At 43.1% G+C, this 22,792-nt stretch carries 20 protein-coding genes and 1 pseudogene; 10 read left to right on the forward strand and 11 right to left on the reverse strand.

Features of this window, described 5'->3' with window-relative positions:
- Positions 1-331 precede the first annotated feature (331 nt).
- The 4 genes from B0187_RS00005 to B0187_RS00020 form a co-directional block, all read right to left on the reverse strand.
- A complete protein-coding gene (locus tag B0187_RS00005; protein ID WP_078235540.1) occupies positions 332-2,845 on the reverse strand; it encodes a GIY-YIG nuclease family protein in 2,514 nt (837 codons plus the stop codon).
- Between the two features lie 229 nt (positions 2,846-3,074).
- Positions 3,075-4,142 (reverse strand): FRG domain-containing protein, encoded by a 1,068-nt coding sequence (locus B0187_RS00010; protein WP_078235542.1) that lies wholly within the window; start codon positions 4,140-4,142, stop codon positions 3,075-3,077.
- Entirely contained in the window at positions 4,135-5,520 is a 1,386-nt protein-coding gene (locus B0187_RS00015) for an Eco57I restriction-modification methylase domain-containing protein (RefSeq protein WP_342742103.1), read from the reverse strand. The genes B0187_RS00010 and B0187_RS00015 overlap by 8 nt, the downstream gene beginning before the upstream one ends.
- Positions 5,521-5,689: 169 nt before the next feature.
- Positions 5,690-6,319, reverse strand: coding sequence for a DNA methyltransferase (locus B0187_RS00020; RefSeq protein ID WP_078235547.1), 630 nt, complete (start codon positions 6,317-6,319; stop codon positions 5,690-5,692).
- A gap of 293 nt (positions 6,320-6,612) precedes the next feature.
- Between B0187_RS00020 and B0187_RS00025 the strand changes: the two genes are divergently transcribed.
- Complete coding sequence (locus tag B0187_RS00025; protein WP_078235550.1) at positions 6,613-7,440, forward strand: DUF5718 family protein; 828 nt, start codon at positions 6,613-6,615, stop codon at positions 7,438-7,440.
- A 78-nt stretch (positions 7,441-7,518) separates the two neighbouring features.
- Here the strand turns inward: B0187_RS00025 and asnA are convergent, their stop codons facing one another.
- Positions 7,519-8,511 carry an aspartate--ammonia ligase gene (asnA, locus tag B0187_RS00030; protein WP_078235552.1) on the reverse strand — a complete coding sequence of 331 codons (993 nt, stop codon included), beginning with the start codon at positions 8,509-8,511 and terminating at the stop codon, positions 7,519-7,521.
- A 296-nt stretch (positions 8,512-8,807) separates the two neighbouring features.
- Here asnA and asnC point away from each other — a divergent pair, with 296 nt between their 5' ends.
- On the forward strand, positions 8,808-9,281 hold the full coding sequence (gene asnC, locus B0187_RS00035; protein WP_078235554.1) for a transcriptional regulator AsnC: 474 nt from the start codon (positions 8,808-8,810) through the stop codon (positions 9,279-9,281).
- Here the strand turns inward: asnC and B0187_RS00040 are convergent.
- Positions 9,271-9,555: a helix-turn-helix domain-containing protein gene (locus B0187_RS00040; protein ID WP_078235556.1), complete on the reverse strand. Its 285-nt coding sequence runs from the start codon at positions 9,553-9,555 to the stop codon at positions 9,271-9,273. The genes asnC and B0187_RS00040 overlap by 11 nt on opposite strands.
- A gap of 157 nt (positions 9,556-9,712) precedes the next feature.
- On the opposite strand from B0187_RS00040, the gene B0187_RS00045 reads away from it, so the two are divergent.
- The 5 genes from B0187_RS00045 to typA all read left to right on the forward strand — a co-directional run bounded on the left by B0187_RS00045 (position 9,713) and on the right by typA (position 14,858).
- Complete coding sequence (locus tag B0187_RS00045; protein ID WP_078235558.1) at positions 9,713-10,423, forward strand: hypothetical protein; 711 nt, start codon at positions 9,713-9,715, stop codon at positions 10,421-10,423.
- 236 nt (positions 10,424-10,659) lie between these two features.
- Entirely contained in the window at positions 10,660-11,418 is a 759-nt protein-coding gene (gene udp, locus B0187_RS00050; protein WP_078235560.1) for a uridine phosphorylase, read from the forward strand.
- A gap of 76 nt (positions 11,419-11,494) precedes the next feature.
- A complete protein-coding gene (ppa, locus tag B0187_RS00055; protein WP_078235562.1) occupies positions 11,495-12,025 on the forward strand; it encodes an inorganic diphosphatase in 531 nt (176 codons plus the stop codon).
- A gap of 55 nt (positions 12,026-12,080) precedes the next feature.
- The gene (locus tag B0187_RS00060; RefSeq protein ID WP_078235564.1) at positions 12,081-12,839 is read left to right on the forward strand and encodes a M48 family metallopeptidase; all 759 of its coding nucleotides are present in this window, start codon (positions 12,081-12,083) and stop codon (positions 12,837-12,839) included.
- A gap of 171 nt (positions 12,840-13,010) precedes the next feature.
- Entirely contained in the window at positions 13,011-14,858 is a 1,848-nt protein-coding gene (gene typA / locus B0187_RS00065) for a translational GTPase TypA (protein WP_078235566.1), read from the forward strand.
- A gap of 82 nt (positions 14,859-14,940) precedes the next feature.
- Here the strand turns inward: typA and B0187_RS00070 are convergent, their stop codons facing one another.
- The gene (locus B0187_RS00070) at positions 14,941-15,807 is read right to left on the reverse strand and encodes a glycosyltransferase family 2 protein (protein WP_158078205.1); all 867 of its coding nucleotides are present in this window, start codon (positions 15,805-15,807) and stop codon (positions 14,941-14,943) included.
- Positions 15,808-15,916: 109 nt separating this feature from the next.
- On the opposite strand from B0187_RS00070, the gene B0187_RS00075 reads away from it, so the two are divergent.
- Entirely contained in the window at positions 15,917-16,177 is a 261-nt protein-coding gene (locus tag B0187_RS00075) for a YfhL family 4Fe-4S dicluster ferredoxin (protein WP_078235570.1), read from the forward strand.
- A 28-nt stretch (positions 16,178-16,205) separates the two neighbouring features.
- On the opposite strand, the gene B0187_RS00080 is transcribed toward B0187_RS00075, so the two are convergent.
- The 3 genes and pseudogenes from B0187_RS00080 to B0187_RS10390 form a co-directional block, all read right to left on the reverse strand.
- Complete coding sequence (locus B0187_RS00080; RefSeq protein WP_078235573.1) at positions 16,206-16,574, reverse strand: YcfL family putative periplasmic lipoprotein; 369 nt, start codon at positions 16,572-16,574, stop codon at positions 16,206-16,208.
- Between the two features lies 1 nt (position 16,575).
- On the reverse strand, positions 16,576-16,935 hold the full coding sequence (gene hinT / locus B0187_RS00085; RefSeq protein WP_078235575.1) for a purine nucleoside phosphoramidase: 360 nt from the start codon (positions 16,933-16,935) through the stop codon (positions 16,576-16,578).
- 856 nt (positions 16,936-17,791) lie between these two features.
- Positions 17,792-19,329: pseudogene (locus B0187_RS10390) on the reverse strand (carbon starvation CstA family protein).
- A 974-nt stretch (positions 19,330-20,303) separates the two neighbouring features.
- On the opposite strand from B0187_RS10390, the gene aphA reads away from it, so the two are divergent.
- Together aphA and B0187_RS00100 are read left to right on the forward strand one after the other, a co-directional pair.
- Positions 20,304-21,014: an acid phosphatase AphA gene (aphA, locus tag B0187_RS00095; protein ID WP_078235578.1), complete on the forward strand. Its 711-nt coding sequence runs from the start codon at positions 20,304-20,306 to the stop codon at positions 21,012-21,014.
- 108 nt (positions 21,015-21,122) lie between these two features.
- Positions 21,123-21,917: a TatD family hydrolase gene (locus B0187_RS00100; protein WP_078235579.1), complete on the forward strand. Its 795-nt coding sequence runs from the start codon at positions 21,123-21,125 to the stop codon at positions 21,915-21,917.
- A gap of 27 nt (positions 21,918-21,944) precedes the next feature.
- Here the strand turns inward: B0187_RS00100 and pflA are convergent, their stop codons facing one another.
- Positions 21,945-22,685 carry a pyruvate formate lyase 1-activating protein gene (gene pflA, locus B0187_RS00105; protein WP_078235580.1) on the reverse strand — a complete coding sequence of 247 codons (741 nt, stop codon included), beginning with the start codon at positions 22,683-22,685 and terminating at the stop codon, positions 21,945-21,947.
- Positions 22,686-22,792: the final 107 nt, after the last annotated feature.

Raw genomic sequence — 22,792 nt, forward strand, 5'->3', positions numbered from 1 at the left:
AAGTTTAATCGCTCAATAAAGCTGACACAAAAATCATTTAATGAATTTCAGTTAGCACCTATCGAGACTTCAAAATCAAAAATTTGTTTCAAAATCAATCATCAACAAGTGCCCACACAGATTGTCTGATTCGTTGTTAAAGAACAAAAAACAACGACGCACTGCATTAAATCAAACTCTTCACAACAGTGCGTCGTTGTGTGCGGTGCATTATAGGGATTTTTTACCACCGTGCAAGCACTTTTTGCAAAAAATTTGAAAAATCTCACCGCTTGCATAAAATTAAATCAAAACGCATAACAAGCGGTCAGATTCTGCCAAATTTTTGCCCTTATAGCCCTCTCATTCGCTCACTATCTTCTTGGGAAATTGTGGTGTCGAACAAGCCAATTTGGTTGCTTCGCTTGTCAATGCCCGTGTATTCAAGGCTCGAATCCTCGTAGCGTTTGAATTTGTACACCGCATCATTCATCAACGCCCCATTAAACACATTAAGATTCACCAACAACTCAAAATCTCGCTGGGTTAAACCTGTTACTTTATGAAATAATCTCGGTTCAAGTTGGGTAATCACATCTTGCAATTTATGCTCTCGATAGTCGCTCAAATACATAAACACCGGTATGCGTGTGGCGAATTTGATTAGCTTTTCTTGAATTTGCTTGCGTAAGGATTTGTACTCTTTTTCTTCCTCGCTGAGTTCCTTCTTCTCTTTGGCGGTCATCTCATCGCCCTTTTCTTTTTTTGCTTTTTTGACCGCCTCAGATTTATTGATAATGGTTTCAATATCTTGATTAAGCGAACGAAATCCCTCAATGTTCATCAAGGCTTTCATCGCCGCGTCATTTTTGCGGATTTTATCCAGCGTGGCATTATCTACATTCACCAGCAACGCACTTTCCCAACGGCGGGCCAGCAAGGTTGCCGTTGTGCCACTCATTGCAATATCTAACACACCCGCCGCATCAATTTGCTTCATCGAACTGCCGTCATAGGCAAGCACGGGTAAGAAATGAATAAATTCCGCCACTTTTTGTTCAGGGTTGGTGTTCGCCGTGTCCAATCGGCAACTATATTCGGCAATTTGGCGTAACGCTCGATCAGGGGCAAAATCGAACACATAGCACTGCTGTTTTAAGATCTCTTTATTATTTGGATCATTATCATCATAGCCTCGTAGCACCCACGGGGTTTGCACACGGAACGCCGCTTGGAAATAAGTCTCTGGGCTAGACGCATTGCGTAGCATCAAAATACCCGTCCACGGTGGCACGGACACGCCTGTGGTTAATTTTCCGCACGACAGGGTAATCGTTTTGGTTGCAAGCGGGTTGTTTGTCATTGATTTTTGCACAGGGGGCAGAGCCTCTAAGCCCACGCCTGCTTCCGCCCCTGCCGCCACGATGATTTGATATTGATGAAAAAATTGATTTTGCTTTTGTTTGAGCAAATTCGCCATTGCGTAACAGCTCGCCACATTCGGCAAAAACCAAAAGGTATGCAACAAATGTCCCAATAAATTCACATCAGAAAACGGCATCGGTGGTTTTTCCGTGCGTAACTTCAAGGTATCACTCGTCATCTCTGGCAATTTGTTTTGAATAAAATTGAGCCATTTTTGCACCTCTTCTTGATAGGTAAAACGTGCCTGCTCGCCACTGCCCTTCGCCTCAAAAAACAGGTTCAAATCAAATTCATTAAACTCGCCCTTTCTTGCCACTTCGCGGATACTGTCGGGCAACTGATAGGTCATCATCACCATTTTCGGCAAGGAAAGATAGGGATTATCGCCCTGCTCGGCACGCCACTGCTCTTTGGCTTTTTGCTCGTCTGAATAGGTCCAGTTAAAAATCTGCTCTTCGATAAATTCGCCCGAGGCAATCGCACGGAACGGCGTGCCAGACAAATACAAATAATGGTGGGTCGTGATCGGCAACAGATCCTCATCAAAGGCTTTGAGATCCTCACTCTCGGCGAAACGCTGTTCTTTTTTATCGTCCTCACCGTCAAAAAGATCCTTGGCATTTTCACGCCACGCCCCGTAGTGATATTCATCAAACACCACGCAATCCCAGTTCGTGCTATGCACCCACTCGTTTTTTGCCTTAATTCCACCCGATTTTGTTCGCCCTAAATAATCTTGGAACGAACCGAAACAGACCACGGGCGAATCAAAATCGACCTGTTCATAACTCAGCCCATTTTTCGCCACAAATTGCCAGCCCTCAAAATCGGTGTGGTTTTGCAAATCTTCCTGCCACGCATCTTGCACCGCAGGCTTAAAGGTTAAAATCAGCACCTTTTTCCAGCCCATTTTTTTCGCTAATTGATAAGTGGCGAAGGTCTTACCAAATCGCATTTTGGCGTTCCACAAAAAACGCGGGGCTTTGTTTTCGTTATCCTGCTTAAAGCTCTCAAAATAGGCACAGGTTTTTTCCACCGCCGCCTGCTGTTCAGGACGCATACCAAACGACAGCGTCCGTTTTTGGCGATTCGGCTTGCCCGTTTTCACCTCGATTAACGCCGCTCGCACATCATTTAAATTGCATTTAAACCACTCGCCCGCCACCTGCTCGACACCGTGTTTTTTCAGCACCTTGTGCAAATCGTGATCTTTAAACAGCGAACCGTTATCTCGCACCGCAAATTCTTCCAGCTCAATTTTCCAAGTTTGCTCTGGGGTTTTGGTCGGATATTGCTCCCTCACCCGATCTTGTGCCTTTTGGCGTGTGGTGTAGCCAATTTTCAGACAGCCCTCAAAATGACGGTCGGAATAGGCATAAATTTTCGGCGGAATAAATTCCTCAAAATTGACTTTATGTTGTGTTGAAAGTTGTTCGTTCATTTGTGTTCCTTTATTGTGGGATATTTAGCAAAAATTTGTGGGGATCGTACCGCTTGTTAAAGCAAAACCCTCTACCGTTTACGGGAGAGGGACAGAAATTAGCTTCGTTTAGAAGCTAATTTCAGGGAGAGGGAAAAATTGACAGAAATCCTACCGCTTGCTCCCTCTCTCTGCTTGAAATGCTAACCGCATTTCAAGCTGTCTCTCTCCCACAAGTGGGCGAGAGTTTCTATTCGCTTTTTGGCGTGCGATATTTCTCCATAATCGGTTTGGCTTGTTTATCTAATTCAGGGAATAAGGTTTGCGAACTAATTCCTAAAATCGCTAATTCTTGTAAAATTTTCGCCTTACTGTCTTTATCAATAATTAAACGATTTCCATTTGGTTTATTGATCCATTCTGTTGGAACTGTTGCCATTGTTGCTTTATTGCCGTTAATGCCAAATAGTAAAAATGCACCGTGTTGGCGGCTAATTCTAGGGCTATTTGGTTTAGCTTTTACACAAAGCACTTGATTAAAATCATCTGCATTTATAATAGGTAAAAAGTATGGTTTATCTTTACGAATATCGTGTAGCAGCTTACCTATTTCATCACTTTTATTAAAATGAAATTTAAAACTTTCACTTAATTTTGCATCATAAAGTTTCCTTAATAAATCATTTGGTTTTTCATTTATGGCACTTAGCTCAGGAATATAATCCACTGGAAATTCATTACTAATATACATATCTTTATTTTTAAGAAATGTATCTATAACAGCAACACCTGCATCAAGTTCCGCTTGCTCTCTAATGTTTTTAATAATTTCCTCTAAGTTAAGATCACCATTTCTTAGAGAAAGAGAAGATAAAATTGTTACCGTATCACTATCATCATATTTAATACTCTTATTTGGAATATCTAATACAATGACTTCACCATCTTTGGAATTATCTACTGCCTTGCTACTTTCCGTACTTTTAAAATCACGTACAGCAAAATATAATCCTACTAAGGCATTAGCACTTACATCTAATAACCGTGTAGCATAATCATAGTGTTGCAATTTCGCCAATTTTTCAAAAAGTGTTTCGTGAGGTAGAAAATCATTGGCACAATAAGTAAATGCCTCTTTGATTATTTTGTCTTCATTTTTAATTAAATCTTCCTCTCGATAAACACTAGGGATTAACTTATAATTTTGATCAGAATGTCCACGAAAAAATCTCGTAGCTGTCAGGCTTTCAAGCGATGTTAATTTTGATAATTCTTCCATAAATTTAGCCACGTTTGTAATTCTAATTTCATTACACATTTTCCACCTCCATCGGTCTTACCATTTTTTCAATAAAATCAATTTCTTCTTGGGTTAAACCGTATTTTTGATAAAGCTCTTTATCTGTCCACGGTTTTGAGAAATCTTGTTGTGGAACTAACTCATAAACTCGTTTAGGGGCATCTTGGGTATTTTTCTTTAATAAAACCATAAAACGGAAAAACTTGGTTGAAATATAACTCATCACATTTAAGCAAATTTCTTTGCTTTCAAAATCCCCAATAAGCAAATAAGTTTCTGTACAACAAGTTTTAGGTGCACCATAGATAGGTTTATTTAAAATTTGATGTGGAAATCCTTCCCCTGCTCCATAGGCACGACCTATATAAATTTTATGCTTATCAATCCATTGATGATTAAGTAATACGGAACTGCGTTTAATATATCCTTTTCCACCATTTTGGTATAAAACCACATTCTCTTTTTTATCAGTATAAGGATTAGGATTTCCTTTTATAAATGTCCTTAATCCAAATGGCTTTAATGAACTTACAAATTCGCTAAAACTTTTTTCTTCAAATTTCAATACTTTCCTTAAAATAGAGATACCTTCGTTATAACGAATAAAAACATCCACTCTTTTTTCTTTTAGAGGTCTTGTCATTTGAGAGATTTTTTCGCCATTCTCATAAGTTGTAATTAAACAATCGCCTTGATAATTTTTCTCCCAAATAAAATAATTCACACCACCTTTAATTTCTACCCCAGGGAAACAATCTGCCGCATTTGGGAAATCGTGAATTTCTTTGATTCTTTTATCGTTTAACATTTCATCACGAAAATCATCTAATCCTTTGCCACCTGCAAACCAACGGCTTGGGGTAATCATTACAAGATAATCAGGATTTAATTTTTTGGCTTGTTGGATAAAATGATGATATATCGGTGAAGCACTTGCACTTTTTCGCTGATTTTTATTTTCTTTATCGTCTTTATCCTCTTGATCTTTCAACTGATACGGCGGATTGCCGATAATGACATCAAATTTCATTTTTTCTAATCCTAATGCGTTTCTTGCTTGGCTATGGATAAATCCATAGGCGTGGTTTTCGAGGGTAATGCGGTCGTACACAAGTTCACTTGCTCCACATTCGATACATTTTCCGCCCTCCCAAATATGCTCGCTTTTTGGCTTGAAAATGTTGCCCTCATCGTGATCAAAGACGGTACACACCGAATTTTCGCCATTGGCTTTTTTCGAGCAATAAAGGCTACGGCGTGAAAGTAAAGCGGTGAGTTCAGTGATCGCAATGCCGTAAAGTTGTTGACTGAAAATGTGGTTGAGCCGTGTTTGTAAATCGGGGATTTGCGTTTCTAAGCCTTTAACTAACCGCTTGGCGATTTCGCGTAAAAACACGCCCGATTTGCACACGGGGTCTAAGAATTTGGCGTTGGGGTCGCTCCACAGATGTTCGGGCAGGCGGTCGAGCATTTGATTGACAATGGTTGGCGGCGTGAATACTTCATCATTCGATAAATTCGCCAAACAGCTTAAAACGTCAGGGTTGTAATTGAGGGAAGTTAAATCAGTCATTGCCTAGCTCCAAAAAGTGGGTGAGGGGGTAGTCGTCTTTGATCGGTTCGGGGATAAAGGCTTGCTCGCCTTCATCGGAAAAAAGGGGAAGATCGCTGAGGTTTTCAACCAGATCTCGATAGACGAAATCTCGCCGTTTGAATTGGTTGCGGATCATTTTCCATTCGGTAAAAACGATAGGGCGTTGATCGGCGGTTTTGAGGGAAAGGGCATCGCCGCACAGGATATTTTTGTGCAAAATAATCTCAACGGTGCGGCAACATTCCGCCTTGAAACTTTGTGGATAGTGGCTTTGATAGTGTTCGGCGAACTGTTTGGAAAGGCGTTTACGACATTCCGCCACGTTGTCGGGCAAAAGTTCAATACCGTAAAGACTGCTCACGGCAATCACGGCGTTACGTTCATAATCGAGCTGGATTTTTTTGTGCTTTTTCGCCACCGCATCAAGTTTGCGAGCCAAAATCGCCGACAAAAAATTACCCGTGCCACAAGCGGGTTCTAAAAAGGTTTTTTCGGGGTTTGTGGTTTGATCCGCCACCAAATCGAGCATTGCATTTACTTCTCGCTCGTTGGTGTAAACTTCGCCAAAATCGGCGACACGTTGTTTAGACTTCACTTGCATTGGCAATGCCCTCGCAAGTGAAAAAAAGAGGGGAAAATTAGGCTAGGCGTGCGTGCGTGCGTGCGTGCGTGCGTGCGTGCGTGCGTGCGTGCGTGCGTGCGTGCGTGCGTGCGTTATCATTATAATGTCCTTTTTAAGGTGTCAAGTATTCTCAAAAATAAAGGGCTACATTTTAGTTTTTGGATAGGGATTTAGCAAGAAAGCCAGATCGCTTCTGAGGATTTTTTGATGATTTTTTGCCTGACAAGCGGTAGAATTTCGGCGATTTTTTGCAAACACAAGAGGAACATTCAATGAACAATTTTATCGGTTTAGGCGTGGCGGGCAACTTCGCAGGGCATTTGGAACAGGCAGGCGAAGCGGCGGATTTTGTGAAAGTAGTAACGCAGGAAGCGATTCAGCCGAAAGCGATTTTTCCGTTTTATGTGCCGAGTGAAAACCTCGCCTCACAAGATCAATTTCTTGCTCAATTTCCCCTTTCGCACGACACCATTTCTTTCCCAAATGATGCGGATAATTTACAAATTGAACCCGAAGTGGCGTTATTTTGTGAAATTGAATACCAAAATGGCAAGGTGGTAAAGCTAACCCCAACCCATTTTGCGGCTTATAACGACTGCTCGATCCGCCGTCCGAACGCGCGCAAAATCTGCGAAAAGAAAAACTGGGGGGCAAATTCTAAGGGGATTTCCGCCACCAAAATCGCCCTCGACCATTTCAACCAAGGCGGCAATTTAGACGATTATCGTATCGCTTGTTTCCACAAACGCGGCGGTGAATTGAGCGAATACGGCATCGACAGTCCAACGGTCGGTTACAGCTATTTCCACCAAAAATTGTTGGATTGGATTGTGGATCGAATGAACAACCAACCCAACCAAGATCCGATGAACAATATCGCCGATTTACTCGCCCGAGCCAACCACCCAACCCAAGCAGTCATCAGCATCGGGGCAACTCGCTACACCGAATTTGGCGAGAAAAATTTCCTGCAAATCAGCGACACCAGCATTGTGGCAGTTTACAACGGCAACCAATTCAGCCACGAACAAATCACCGAAATGGCTCGCACCGAACAATTTGCAGACGGGATTTCGGCGTTGGTGCAACAAGTGAAATAACGCAAACAAGCGGTCGGATTTTAAAAATTTTGATAGGCAAGAAAAAAGCGGACAACTGTCCGCTTTTTGTTTTAGAAATTAAAGAATATGCTCAAACTGCTCACGGGTTTCCTTCGTCCAAACGCTCGATTGTACTTCGCCGATGTGTTTTTTGCGAAGGAGGAACATTGCCATACGGGATTGTCCGATACCGCCGCCGATTGAGAGCGGTAGGCGACCTGCAAGAAGGTCTTTGTGCCAGTCCATTTCGAGGCGGTCTTGCGTGCCAGCGATTTCCACTTGTAGGCGTAAGGCGGTTTCGTCCACGCGGATACCCATTGACGAAAGCTCGAAAGCGGTGCCGAGCTGTTCGTTCCACACCAAAATATCGCCGTTCAAGCCTTTGTAATCGCCCTCTGACACCGTTGTCCAGTCATCGTAGTCTGGTGCTCGTCCGTCGTGCGGTTTGCCGTCGGATAATTTGCCACCGATACCGATTAGGAATACCGCCCCGTGTTCTTTACAAATCGCATTTTCACGCTCTTTGCTGGTGAGATCAGGGTAGCGTTTCACTAGATCTTCGCTATGCACGAAAGTGATCTCTTTTGGTAACACGGACGGAATATCAAAACGGGCTTCTACCGCCAATTCGGTTAAGCGGATCGCTTTGTAGATTGAGTTTACCGTCTCTTTCAAATAGGCGAGGTTGCGGCGACCTGCTGGGATCACTTTTTCCCAGTCCCATTGATCCACAAAAATTGAGTGGGTTGGGTCGAGGGAATCTTCATCGGGACGTAACGCTTTCATATGCACGAACAAGCCCTCGCCCTCTTGGAAGCCAAAGCGTGCAAGGGTGTGGCGTTTCCATTTCGCTAACGAATGTACCACTTCATATAACGCATTTGGGATACATTTCACTTTCACTTGCACCGCTTTTTCAGTGCCACTTAAATTATCTTGCATACCGTTGCCGACTTCGCACAAAATCGGGCCTTGCACTTCAATAATGCCGAGTTGTTCAATTAAGTTTTGGGTAAAGGTGTTTTTCACAAAGCTGATTTCGTTTTGTTGCAAGATGAATGATTTTTGCATTGTTTATCCTCATTAATGTTTCGTGAATTAAATTTGAATTGAGACAAGGCAGCAAGCCGAAGATAGTACAAATAGTACAGCGAGGCGAAGCTAACGCAGGATCAATTCAAAGATAATTCACGAGATAAAATTTACCGAAAAAAGACCGCTTGTCGCAAGCGGTATGAACATAATTTAACGCAATTCGCAAAAATTTCAATAGTATTATAATAAAATCTTTCTTTCATTGAATTTTATCTAATTTATTGTGCTAAAATTTGAATAATCCTCAATAATTTTAGAAAAGAGAGCAAATTTTGCACACTAATTATCAAATCAAAACCCAAATCGACCCCCTTGATCAACAAATTTTGCGAGCTTTAACCCTTGACGCTCGCACGCCTTATGCGGAAATGGCGAAAAATTTTGGGGTAAGTGCAGGCACAATCCACGTTCGGGTAGAAAAAATGCGACAAGCGGGGATTATTGAAGGCACGAAAATTCGGATCAACGCTCGAAAATTGGGCTACGATGTCTGCTGTTTTATCGGGATTATTTTGAAATCCGCCAAAGATTACGAGACGGTGATCGCCAAACTCAATGAATTTGACGAGGTGGTCGAAGCCTATTACACCACGGGGCAGTATTCGATTTTCATCAAAGTGATGACCCACACCATTGAAGAATTGCACCGCGTGCTGGCGACCAAAATTCAGTTGATTGATGAAATTCAATCCACCGACACCCTGATCTCAATGCAAAACCCGATTTTGCGAGAGATTAAGCCTTAACTGATAGAAAATTTTCTTCTTTTAAGAAGTTTCCAATAATGTCGTCTGTTCTAAGAAGCAACGTGAGATTGACATTTAACGCATCTGCAATCTTGCCCATTACATCAATGGAAACTGCACGCTTACCACCCTCTATTTCGCTGAGGTAGGCTCGGCTGATCCCTGCATCAAAAGCAAGGGATTCTTGTGAAATATCTTTCATTCGTCTAATTTTGCGGAGATTTTTTGCAAAAGTATAGCGAATAGGATGAGGAGTGAGTTCTTCTGTATTCATTTTGGTAGTATCAAATGAAGCTCACACCTCAACAATCCAATAAAGATATCATTTTGTTCACTATCGTTTACATAACTTTTTTGATCAGTTAAAATAATCTTGCTTTTGTTGATAAAAGCAAGATGTTATTTTTACTTACTATCGAAAGGAAACTTCTATGAAAAAATCTTTATTTTTAGGCTTTATGAGTATTTTATTAGGGATCAATAGCACTCAAGCGGTTCAACTTTACCCCGCAAAAGAAGTCCCGATTATAGTAACTGATACTCAACCTGGGCAATTTTCAATTGGGTTAAGAGATAAAGACGAGCAACTGATAGTCAAAAATGTTACTGCCAAAAGTACCAATGGGGATGATTGCAAATTAAAATTCAGAGCTGACTTTACTCGCTCAGGAAAGCAAATTATTGATCAAATTAACGATACGATGCTTTTTTATCAAGATGTCTCTGAATCTGGTTGCTACCCTCAAATGAAAGAAATCACGATTGAAACGGAAAATATGGGGACTTGGGTCTATAATTTACTAAATTATAAATATAAAAAATTAGGTTATACCGCTGATCCAAATGAGGGAAATGTTACTGTTGAAATTGACGACATCAAAGTAAATCCAGGTAGCTTTAAAGTAAAAATTACCTCTAAAGTGAATAATTACTATATTCAAAGAATTGCCCCTAAAACTAATTGCTATTCGAGAGTTTATGCCCGTTTACCTAATAGTAACCGAACAGAAAAAACTTTAAACAAAGGCGATAGCGTTACCTATGAAGTAGAAGGGTATTTATGTGACATCACTAGAGTGCAAGGAGTGAGAATTATAACAGGTCCAGAATCATTCGAAGATTTTGAGTTTCCTAGATTTTAAGACCAACTAATAAAAAAATTAAGTACTGATAAATTACATTTATCGGTACTTTTTTCTTCATAGGATAAAGACATTCTATACCATATAGATTAAGCCTTAACCAGTTGATTTAAAACGCAAACGGTTTCCTATGATCTAGTTCACAAATTTGAAAAATTTTGTGTAAATCCTATCGCTTGCAAGAAATTTTCGTTGCTATAATGCCGTCAAATCTCACACACAATAAGGAAAACGTTATGTCAGAAGTATTCCACTTAGGTTTAACCAAAGCGATGTTAGAAGGGGCGAAAATTGCGATTGTCCCAGGTGATCCTGCGCGTTCAGAGCGTATTGCGAAGAAAATGGATAATCCAAAATTTTTGGTTTCAACCCGTGAATTTACCTCGTGGTTAGGCTATTTGAACGGTCAAGCAGTGGTGGTTTGTTCAACGGGGATCGGCGGACCTTCGGTTTCAATCTGCGTTGAAGAATTGGCACAACTTGGGGTGCGGACTTTCTTGCGTATCGGCACCACAGGGGCAATTCAACCACACATTAACGTGGGTGATATTTTGGTAACCACAGGTGCGGTGCGTTTAGATGGTGCGAGCCAACACTTCGCCCCACTTGAATACCCTGCGGTGGCGAATTTTGAATGTACCAACGCTCTTTATGCCGCTGCCCAAGAGCAAAATGCGACCACCTATGTCGGCATTACCGCATCATCAGACACGTTCTACCCAGGTCAAGAGCGTTACGACACTTTCTCTGGCAAGATCTACCGCCATTTCCAAGGCTCGCTCAAACAGTGGCAAGATCTGAACGTAATGAACTTTGAAATGGAATCTGCCACCCTGTTCACAATGTGTTCTGCATTAGGCTTGCGTGGCGGAATGGTGTCGGGCGTGATTGTAAACCGTACCCAACAAGAAATTCCAAACGAAGCCACCATTCACGGCACAGAAGATAAAGCCGTTACCGTGGTGGTGGAAGCGGCGAGAAAATTACTCGACTAATTTCTAATTTTATTTTTAGGCGGATTTTCGATATAATCCGCCTGTTTTTTTTACTCTAATTCAGAAGGAAACCAAAATGGGCTTAGAAAACGTACCAGCTGGTAAAGCGTTACCAGACGATATTTATGTTGTTATCGAAATTCCAGCAAATTCAGATCCAATCAAATACGAAGTGGACAAAGAGAGCGGTGCTTTATTCGTGGATCGCTTTATGGCAACCGCAATGTTCTACCCTGCCAACTACGGCTATGTGAACAACACTTTATCAAGCGATGGCGACCCAGTGGACGTACTCGTGCCAAGCCCATATCCACTTCAACCAGGTTCAGTAATTCGCTGCCGTCCAGTTGGCGTTCTCAAAATGACCGATGAAGCAGGTGGCGATGCGAAAGTGGTGGCGGTGCCACACACTAAATTAAGCAAAGAGTACGATCACATTCAAGATGTGGGCGATTTACCTGCCTTATTAAAAGCGCAAATCCAACACTTCTTCGAAAGCTACAAAGCGTTAGAAGCAGGCAAATGGGTGAAAGTAGAAGGCTGGGAAGGCGTGGACGCTGCCCGTGCTGAAATCCTCGAATCATTCGAGCGTGCAAAAAATAAATAATTGTTAATTTATCTAATGCCAAACTGCGGTTTGGCATTTTTTATGGAAGATCACAATGAAATTACTCAAAAAATTAGCCCTAGTGGCATTTTTAACCACGGGACTGACCGCTTGCGTGAGCACCCAAAGCCTTAATCAAGAAGCGGCACAAAGCTATGCCGAAGTTAAAAACCAAGCCAAAGCCCAAGGGGCAGTGGACACTAGCTCAACCACCGCAAGACGGATTCACACCGTGTTCAACAAAATGAAACCTTACGCCGAGCGAGCCAACACCACAGGCGTGCCATTTGCGTGGGAAATCACCGTGCTGAAATCAGACGAACTCAACGCGTGGGCGATGCCAGGGGGCAAAATGGCGTTCTACACGGGATTAGTCGATAAATTACAACTGAGCGATGATGAAATCGCAGTAGTAATGGGGCACGAAATGTCGCACGCCTTGCAGGAACACGGTAAATCTGACCGCACCGTAACCTCAATTACCAACATCGTGGGCGGTATCGGCTCGGCGGTGATCAGTGCCACCACAGGGGTAGATGCCTCTGATTTAGTCGGCTTAGTGGCTGATCTCGGGGTAAACAAACCGTTCTCTCGCAGCCAAGAAACGGAAGCGGACGAAAAAGGCTTATTCCTAATGGCAGAAGCAGGCTACAACCCCGCCAAAGCCCCCGCCCTATGGCAAAAAATGAGCAGTGCCACAGGCGGATCAGGTGTGTCGATCTTCTCAACCCACCCAACCAATGACGACCGCCAGCAAAACCTAGAACGCCTATTGCCAGAGGCGATTAAGGTTTATCAGGTCAATAAGAAATAATTTTATTCAAAACACAAGCGGTTAAATTGACAAAAATTTTTCAATATCTTACCGCTTGTTTCCTAGCCGATTTGTGGAAAAGTCTGTATAATCTCGCCCCTTGTTCGCCCTCATTTTGCCGTTGGTTAATGGCGTGGGGGAATTTTTTAACCCTCAATTTAAGATTTTTCAATGCAACATTTAGATATCAATAAATTGCGTAATATCGCAATTATCGCCCACGTTGACCACGGGAAAACCACCCTTGTCGATAAACTTTTACAACAATCAGGCACTTTGGGCGAAATGCGTGGCGATGCCGATGAACGTGTGATGGATTCCAACGATCTCGAAAAAGAGCGTGGTATTACCATACTTGCCAAAAATACGGCGATTAACTGGAACGATTATCGTATCAACATCGTGGATACCCCAGGACACGCGGACTTCGGCGGCGAGGTTGAGCGAGTGCTTTCAATGGTGGATTCGGTATTGTTGGTGGTCGATGCCTTTGACGGCCCAATGCCACAAACCCGTTTCGTTACCCAAAAAGCGTTCGCCCACGGCTTAAAACCGATTGTGGTGATCAACAAAGTGGATCGCCCAGGGGCGAGACCAGATTGGGTGGTGGATCAGGTGTTCGATCTGTTCGTAAACTTAGGGGCAACGGACGAGCAGTTAGATTTCCCAATCATTTACGCTTCGGCGTTAATGGGGGTGGCGGGTTTGGATCACGAAGATCTCGCCCCAGATATGACCCCGCTCTTTGAAGCGATTGTGGAACACGTTTCGCCACCGCAAGTGGAATTGGACGCACCCTTCCAAATGCAAATTTCCCAATTAGACTACAACAACTATGTGGGTGTTATCGGGATTGGACGTATCAAACGAGGCTCGGTGAAACCGAACCAAACCGTTACCGTAGTAGGGGCAGACGGCAAAACTCGCAACGGCAAAATTGGTCAAGTGTTGGGGCATTTAGGCTTGCAACGCTATGAAGCGACCGAAGCCTTTGCAGGCGATATTATTGCAATTACGGGCTTAGGCGAACTCAACATTTCAGACACCATTTGTGATATTAACAATGTGGAAGCCTTGCCAGCGTTGAGCGTTGATGAACCAACGGTAACAATGTTCTTCTGCGTAAACACCTCGCCGTTCTGTGGACAAGAGGGTAAATTCGTTACCTCTCGCCAAATTTTAGAGCGTTTAAACAAAGAGCTTGTGCATAACGTGGCGTTGCGTGTGGAAGAAACCCCGAACCCAGATGAATTCCGTGTTTCAGGACGTGGCGAATTGCACCTTTCGGTCTTGATCGAAAATATGCGTCGTGAGGGCTACGAATTGGCGGTTTCGCGTCCAAAAGTGATCTACAAAGAAGAAAACGGCAAAAAACAAGAGCCGTTTGAGCAAGTAACCATTGATATTGAAGAACAACATCAAGGTGCAGTAATGGAAGCCTTAGGGATTCGTAAAGGCGAAGTGAAAGATATGATCCCAGACGGCAAAGGGCGTACCCGTTTAGAGTATGTGATTCCAAGCCGTGGCTTGATCGGTTTCCGTAACGAATTTATGACAATGACCTCAGGCACGGGCTTACTCTATTCAAGTTTCAGCCACTACGATGATGTCAAAGCAGGCGAAATCGGGCAACGTAAAAACGGTGTGTTGATTTCAAACGCCACGGGTAAAGCCCTTGCTTACGCCCTATTCGGCTTACAAGAGCGTGGTAAATTGATGATCGACCACGGGGTTGATGTGTATGAGGGGCAGATTATCGGTATCCACAGCCGTTCAAACGACCTCACGGTAAACTGCTTACAAGGCAAAAAACTCACCAATATGCGTGCTTCGGGCAAAGACGATGCGATCGTTCTCACCACCCCAGTGCGTATGAGCCTCGAACAAGCGTTAGAGTTTATTGATGACGATGAATTAGTGGAAGTAACCCCACAATCTATCCGCATCCGCAAACGCCTCTTAACCGAAACCGACCGCAAACGTGCCAGCCGCACCACGACTAGCACCAGCACCAAGTAAGCGGTAGCTTAAAACGAAAAACACCAAAGGGGACTTTGGTGTTTTTTATTACTGCAAGCGATAAAATGTTGAAGAATTCTTCCTATTCCCAAGGAAAATGCCCATTATACAACTCAAAATTCTTTCGATACTGAAGCATTGATATTTCTCTAAATACCTGATGAATATCATCAACATTCATACCAAGTTTTTGCAAAGCCATTGCTACCGAACTCGAAAAACTTTCTTCTTTAATAGCTACATAGTTAAGAGTGTAAAGCCCAGAACATTTACCAATCATTCCACGCTGATTAAGCTCTCGGAAAACATTAGCATCGTTTTTCTCCCCACCTTCATACCACGCTTGAGCAACGGAGATTGCAACAGATTTCGGTAGAAAATAACACCCAACATCAATAAGAGAGTATTGTGGCGTAGTAACCGTGATTGGAATTTCAACCCCGTTACATAATAACGGCACGTATAATTTTTCGGGAACTTTATGCGAAAAATGTCCGATAGACTCAATCGTATCTCGGCACACAAAATCACCATTTAAATCTACAAAATTTCGTAAGCTATAAACGTAATCAGAACGATGTGTTTTTAAACAAGCCATTACTGTTTCAATATGATTTGGCTCAAACCAATTATCATCATCCAAAAACGCTAAATAATCTTCTTCCACCATAAAAGGGGCGATGGCATTGATGCAGCTATTCTTCCAGCTTAACCGCCCAGTATTCATTGGCAAATAAGTGGCGATAACATTAGGATAACGACTCAAAATTGCTTTAGCTTCAGCCCAAAATTGTTCACCATCAACAAAAACATAATGACGGCAAGGATAAGTTTGAGCCTGCACACTTTTGATCGCTCTTTCTAATTCAGGTTTTCCGATCGTTGCCGTAACAATAGCAACGGAATCAACAGAACTTTGTTTTACATTTCTCGACATATCATTTTCCAATTAACAAATTGGGAAGTATTGTAAAATCTTTGCAAAAATTTGTCATTATCTTACCGCTTGCAATGATTTAAAGTATAATCCACGCCCTTTAAATGTGTGAGGAAAAACAATGGCGTTACTGATTACGCACAAATGTACTAACTGCGATATGTGCCTGCCAGAATGTCCGAATGATGCGATTTCAATCGGCGAGGAAATCTATGTGATCGACCCGCTACTCTGCACTGAATGTGTCGGGCATTACGACACCCCCACCTGCCAAAGCGTCTGCCCGATCACCAAATGTATCATCACCGACCCCGACCACATCGAAAGCACCGAAGCCCTGTGGGAAAAGTTTGTGCTGATTCATCATTCTGACAAAGTATAAAGGCGTTGAATTTCAACGCCTTTCTCTTTTATCGCCCACCCCGCACATAAATGCGATAGTTTTGGCTTTCTTCGGTGGGTTTGATTAACGGCATGTTTAACGCCTGTTTTGGCAAGAACCAAAGATTTTGCCAGCCTTGTTTGTCGGACGGGTCAAAACTTTGGGTAACACCATTTTTATCGTACCAAAACAGCTTATACAGCAAATTCAAATGTTGCTCAGTTTGGTTGGTAAGGGTTAATTTTTCCGCTTCCGCCTCAATTTTAACCAAGTCGTTTACTTGTGCCTCAACGTTCACAATCGGTTTTGATTGGGGCTTGATATAGCTGTTCGGATTGCTGCCACAAGCGGTCAGAAAAAGCGAAAAAATCGCTGAAAGTGCAAGTTTCTTCAACATTTTATTTCGCCAACATTTTGCCCAACGGCTCGCCGCCCACAAGGTGCATATGAATGTGGAACACTTCCTGCCCGCCGTGCTGGTTGCAGTTCATAATCAAACGATAACCGTCCTCGGCGATCCCCTCTTGCTTGGCAATTTGTGCCGCCACCGTAAACAACCGCCCCAACGCCAGTTCATCCTCGGCGGTAACGTGATTGACGGTTGGAATATGTTTATTCGGCACGATTAAAATATGGGTCGGGGCTTGCGGGGCAATATCGCGGAAAGCGGTTACCAATTCATCTTGATAAACGATTGCCGCGGGGATTTCTTTACGAATAATTTTGCTGAAAATGGTTTCGCCGTATGGGTTTGACATAATGATTTCCTCTTGATTGATGTGTAAGCGGTGGGATTGTCCGATTTTTTAAGGGATTTTGCAATTTTTTGTTTTATTTGGGGAGTTTTGAAATTGCCTTCATTATTCTCTAGGGCTGGAAGTCTCGGTTGCAAAAGAGTTGACTCTGTCTGGCTATCGAATCGTGATTGCCAATCAGTAGAAAGCACCCGTTCACAAAATGTAGCGAAAACCAATACGAAAGATGCGTTGAATTTGACATTCTACGGACAAAATCTCGACCACAAAAGGCGAAATAGAAACTTTGCTTTATGTGCAACTTTCCGAAGCGGAAGAACGGATGGATGCCTTGGTGGTACAACGTTACCAGTTGGTCGATGGGCGAATGGCAGAGCTATGTCGCTTGTAGCAGAGCCTGAAACTCAGAACCCCAACATTAAGCAACACATTGAAAGGTTAGACAAAATGATTGCCAATTTAAATCAAGACATCGACAATCACACGGAAAGCCTCTCGATTTTCGGGACAAGGCAGAAATTATCAGCGACATCAAAGGTGTGAATAAAAACTGCATAGCTGTGTTGATGTCGGCCTACCTGAATTCGGCAAATTAGGAAGAGAAAATCCTTCTACCAATGAGCCCAGCCATCGTTCAATAACTACCCTTTCCGCTGACCGTTCCAGCCTGTGTTCCAAGGCTTTTACGACTATGTTCTAGCTCCAAAGGATTCGCATTGTCAAAATTTAAATCTGCAATGGGTAGGATTTTTAGAAATTTAACTAAAATAATTTTTTAGCAATTATAGTGCAAAATGTGATTAGTGTTGAAAAGAAAAAGACGCTGATTATCAACCAGCGTCCTTTCATTCAAATCTAATTACTTCGTGTTATTCACAAACGCCTCTGGGTCTTTATCGCCCAATGGTTTGAGCATTGTGAAGAACATCACGATAAAGAGAACGGTGAAGCCTAAGCCGATGTAAACGGATAGGGTGTAATCTAAACCAAAGCCAATTTTGTTGTAGGCGAGGTAAGTGAAACACACGGTGGTGATGAACCACGCAGGGATTGAACACACCCAGTGGAATTTGTTATAGCGGTAGAGGTAAGCCGCTGCCGTCCATAACATAATCATTGCGGTGGTTTGGTTTGCCCACGTGAAGTAACGCCATAAAATCGAGAAATCCACTTTTGACACGATATAACCAATCACGAACAACGGCACGGCAATGATTAAGCGTTTCGCGAGGGTGCGTTGATCGAAGTTGAAAAACTCGGCAATGATCAAACGTGCGGCACGGAATGCGGTATCGCCCGAAGTGATTGGTAACACCACCACGCCAAGCACGGCGAAGATACCGCCCACAAAGCCTAAGAATTGAATTGAGCTGTCGTAAACCACTTTTGACGGCGTACCTGCTTTGATCGCTTCTAATAAGGCAGGTAAATCTTGGTAGAAACTTAACCCCACCGCACACCAAATCAAGGCGATAACGCCCTCGGTAATCATCGCACCGTAGAAAATAAAGCGACCTTCTTTTTCATTTTCTGCACAACGAGCCATTAACGGGGTTTGGGTGGCGTGGAAGCCTGACAATGCACCGCACGAAATGGTCAAGAATAAGAGAGGCCAAAGCGGTAAATCTGCACGGGTTTCAAAATTTTGGAAGAATTTTTCCGCTGACATACCGTCTACACTGCGGAAGAATTCGATTGGATCGTTCACATTGAAGTGAGCCGTTACTAAGCCGTAAACCATACCGATTGACATAAATAGCAACAATGCCCCGAAGATTGGGTAAATGCGACCGATAATTTTATCGATTGGTAGCAAGGTTGCCAAAATGTAGTAAGCGAAAATGATGAACGTCCACACCGCAATCACGGTTGTTTTATCCATACCGAACACAGTAATTTCCGCCCCTTCGCTCACCGCTGAACCGAAGCTATCCATTGTAATGGTGCTTAATAATTGAGCAGGACTTGCCACGAACACCACGCCCACCAACAATAACAGCACCAATGCCATTACGTTAATAAAGGCTTTCACAGGTTTGCCTAAGTATTTGCCCGCAAGGTTTGCATTGAAGCACCGCCGTTACGCACGCTCAACATACCGCAAAAATAATCGTGCACTGCACCGGCGAAGATACAGCCGATCACAATCCACAACATCGCCACAGGACCGTATAACGCCCCGAGGATCGGGCCGAAAATCGGGCCTGTTCCTGCAATGTTTAATAATTGAATCAACCAAATTTTGGTTTTAGACATTGGCATATAGTCCACGCCGTCTTGCATTGCGTAAGCTGGCGTGGTGCGATTTGGGTTAATCACGAAAATCTTTTCGATGATCTTCCCGTAAACAAAGTAGCCAAGCACGAGCAAGGCGACACAAAAGAAGAACCACAACATAATGGATACCTTAAAGAGAGTGAATCAAAATTTTGAGGTGCGTATTTTAGTGAGATATGTAAAAAGAGTAAATCGCTCGCAACCAAAATGTTTAGGATTTGTGAGTAGGATCACATATAAAATCAATTTTATTTTCTAGCATTAAGATTCTGATAAAATTTTACGTTTTCCCAACAAAATGCAAAAATGCTAAAATATAGCAAAAAGTATTTTTTATTGCACCTATCTGCCCTACGCTTATCTACATCAATTCTAGTATTCAACACCTCCATAAAAAGGCACAACCGCAGGTTCGTCCATCAATGTGGAGTATGTATGAACGGCCCCCTTCCTCGACCGCCTTGTCGAATTGATAGGGATTTTCGCTAACAAGCGGTTAAAAACCCAGCAAAATTTTGCAACTGACTCACATCTTTACAGTGGTAAGAGCAAAGTAGCACTACATTACGCCCCTTTGGAAGCAGAGTGCCAAAATACTTCGCGTAGCATTACATTAGTAAAAACCTAATACTATCCTTCTCCAAGCCAAGGTTTCTCTTACTAGACAGAAGAATCATCACTAATGCCATACAACAACCCAAGCCCGTTTTGATAAAGCCACGGGCGATCATAAACACCACCAGCCAAATTAACGAGCTATTCAGCTAACCGAAGGCATCTTTAATCGCCGTTTACCACGCTGGCACACTTAACCCCTCGGGCGGGGTCATTTGCCACAAAAATGTACTGATCGCCACAATCACGATCAGCGGAATCCACTTAGGTTCTGATTTCAACATAATGTTTTTCCTTATAAAAAATACCAATGGCGAAATTTTACTAAATGGAAAGAGCCGATTCCTTGCAATGGATCAAAGAATTTTCCGCTTAAAACGTAATGAAATGTAAATTTGCCGCAAAAACAAATTTACACAATTTCCGAAATAGGATTACAATAACGCCGTTTTTTTCCATTCTTCATTAAGGAATTTTTTATGAAATTAACCCTAAAAACCACTGCCGTTGCGTTAATGGCGACCCTTTTCACTTTTTCAGCCCAAGCGGCGGAAAAAGAGCCTTACACCCAAGAGGGCTACGACACACGTCAAATGGAACAACAGGCCCCGATCAAATGGGTATCAATTGAGCAAATCAAAGAGAGCTTGAAAGATAAGCCAGCGATGAATGTGAGCTTTGACATTGACGACACCGTGGCGGCGACAAGCGGTTGTTTCTACTACGGCAAAACCAAATACTCGCCAGAGGATTACAGCTACTTGAAAAATCAAGATTTCTGGGACGAAATCAACGCAGGTTGCGATAAATACTCGATTCCAAAACAGGTGGCGATTGACCTGATCAAAATGCACCAAGAGCGTGGCGACCAAGTTTATTTGATCACGGGGCGTACCGCAGGTAAAGATGACCAAGTTACCCCAATTATGGAAAAAGCCCTCGGCATCAAAAATATGAAACCTGTTAATTTTATGGGCGGCAAAGAACGCACCACCAAATACAACAAAACCCCAGCGATGTTGGAACATAACATCCAACTTCACTACGGCGACAGTGATGATGACATCCTAGCTGCCCGTGAAGCTGGCATTCGTGGTATCCGTGTTTTACGAGCCACTAACTCAACCTACCTACCATTCCCGAAAGCGGGTGGTTATGGTGAAGAAGTGGTAATCAATTCGAGCTACTAATCGCTTGTTACAAAGGAAGAGTGATAAAACAATCCCTAATTAGCATTTTTAGAGAGGATTGCTCACGGAATTGGCAAAGAGTTGCATATTGAATTTAGATAAGACAAAATGAAATTTTTTGACACCCACACTCACCTTGATTATCTCGCCCAAGATTTAAATTTAACCATTCCGCAACTGGTGGAAAATGCCCGTGCCGTTGGGGTTGAGCGAATTTTGGTGGTGGCGATTACAGCGGAAAATTTTGACAAAGTAACCGCTTGTGCCAAGCAAAGCCCTGAGCATTTGGTTTATGGTTTGGGTTTGCACCCGCTGTTTATTGAGCAACATCAGCGAGCGGATTTGGATTTGCTCGAACGGAAATTAAGCGAGCCTGATCCGCAACGCACCGCCATTGCGGAAATTGGCTTGGAAAAAAGTGTGGCGAGCGTTTGCAGCGAGGAATTATGGCGAAAACAGTGCGATTTTTTAGAGGCTCAACTCGCCCTCGCCAAGCGGTATGATTTGCCCGTAAATTTGCACTCTCGCAAAGCTCACGAGGCACTTTTCCCCTTTTTGAAAAAAGCCCAACTGCCGAAAACAGGCGTGGTGCACGGTTTCGCAGGCAGTTACGACCAAGCCAAACGCTTTGTCGATCTCGGTTATAAAATCGGGGTGGGTGGCACAATCACCTACGCCAGAGCCAACAAAAGCCGTGAGGCAATCCGCAAATTACCCCTCGACAGTTTGATTTTGGAAACGGACTCGCCCGATATGCCCGTGTTCGGCTTTCAAGGGCAACCCAACCGCCCCGAACGTTTAATCATCAGCTTTCAAGCCTTGTGCGAACTGCGTTCCGAACCCCCTGAGCAAATCGCCGAAACCATTTGGAAAACGAGTGAAACACTGTTTTGGCGAGTATAAAAAACCCCCTCAAACGAGGGGATTTTTTTAGTATTTTACCGTGTGTCCGTAGCCTTCGATAATGGCTTTAATTCGTTCCAACACCTCTTTGCTCGGTGGCATTACATCGGCAAGTTCATATTTCTCGCCCATTGTTTCCCATTTATGCGCCCCCAAGCGGTGATATGGCAACAATTCCACTTTTTCGATATTGCCCATTCCCTCGATAAATTTACCGAGGCGATGAGCCGAATCATCATCATCGGTATAACCTGGCACAACCACATAACGAACCCAAGTAGGTTTGTTGCGTTGTTGCAGATATTTGGCAAATTCAAGGGTGCGTTTGTTGGAAACACCAATCAAATCTTGGTGGATTTCATCGTTAAGCTGTTTAAGGTCGAGCAACACCAAATCAGTCGCATCAATCATTTCATCAATAATATGGTCATAATGGCGAACGAAGCCGTTGGTATCAAGGCAGGTATGAATCCCCTCGGCTTTGCACGCTCTGAACCAATCTCGCACAAATTCCGCTTGTAGCACCGCTTCGCCACCCGAAGCCGTTACGCCACCACCAGTCGCATTCATAAAATGCTTGTAAGTAACCACTTCTTTCATCAAATCTTCTACGCTGATTTGATTACCTGCGTGCAAATCCCAGGTATCGCGGTTGTGGCAATACTTGCAACGCATTAAACAGCCTTGCAAAAACAGAATAAAGCGAATCCCTGGCCCGTCCACCGTGCCACAAGATTCGTAAGAATGATAACGAGCTAACACTGACATTTGGTTGTCCTTTCAAAAATAAACTGGGGCTATTTTAGCAAAAATCGTTCTGACAAGCGGTAAGATTTCGCAAAAAATTTGCTCAATAAAAAACGGCAGGATCTGCA

This window comes from Haemophilus paracuniculus (genome assembly GCF_002015115.1).
Lineage (GTDB): Bacteria > Pseudomonadota > Gammaproteobacteria > Enterobacterales > Pasteurellaceae > Haemophilus_E > Haemophilus_E paracuniculus.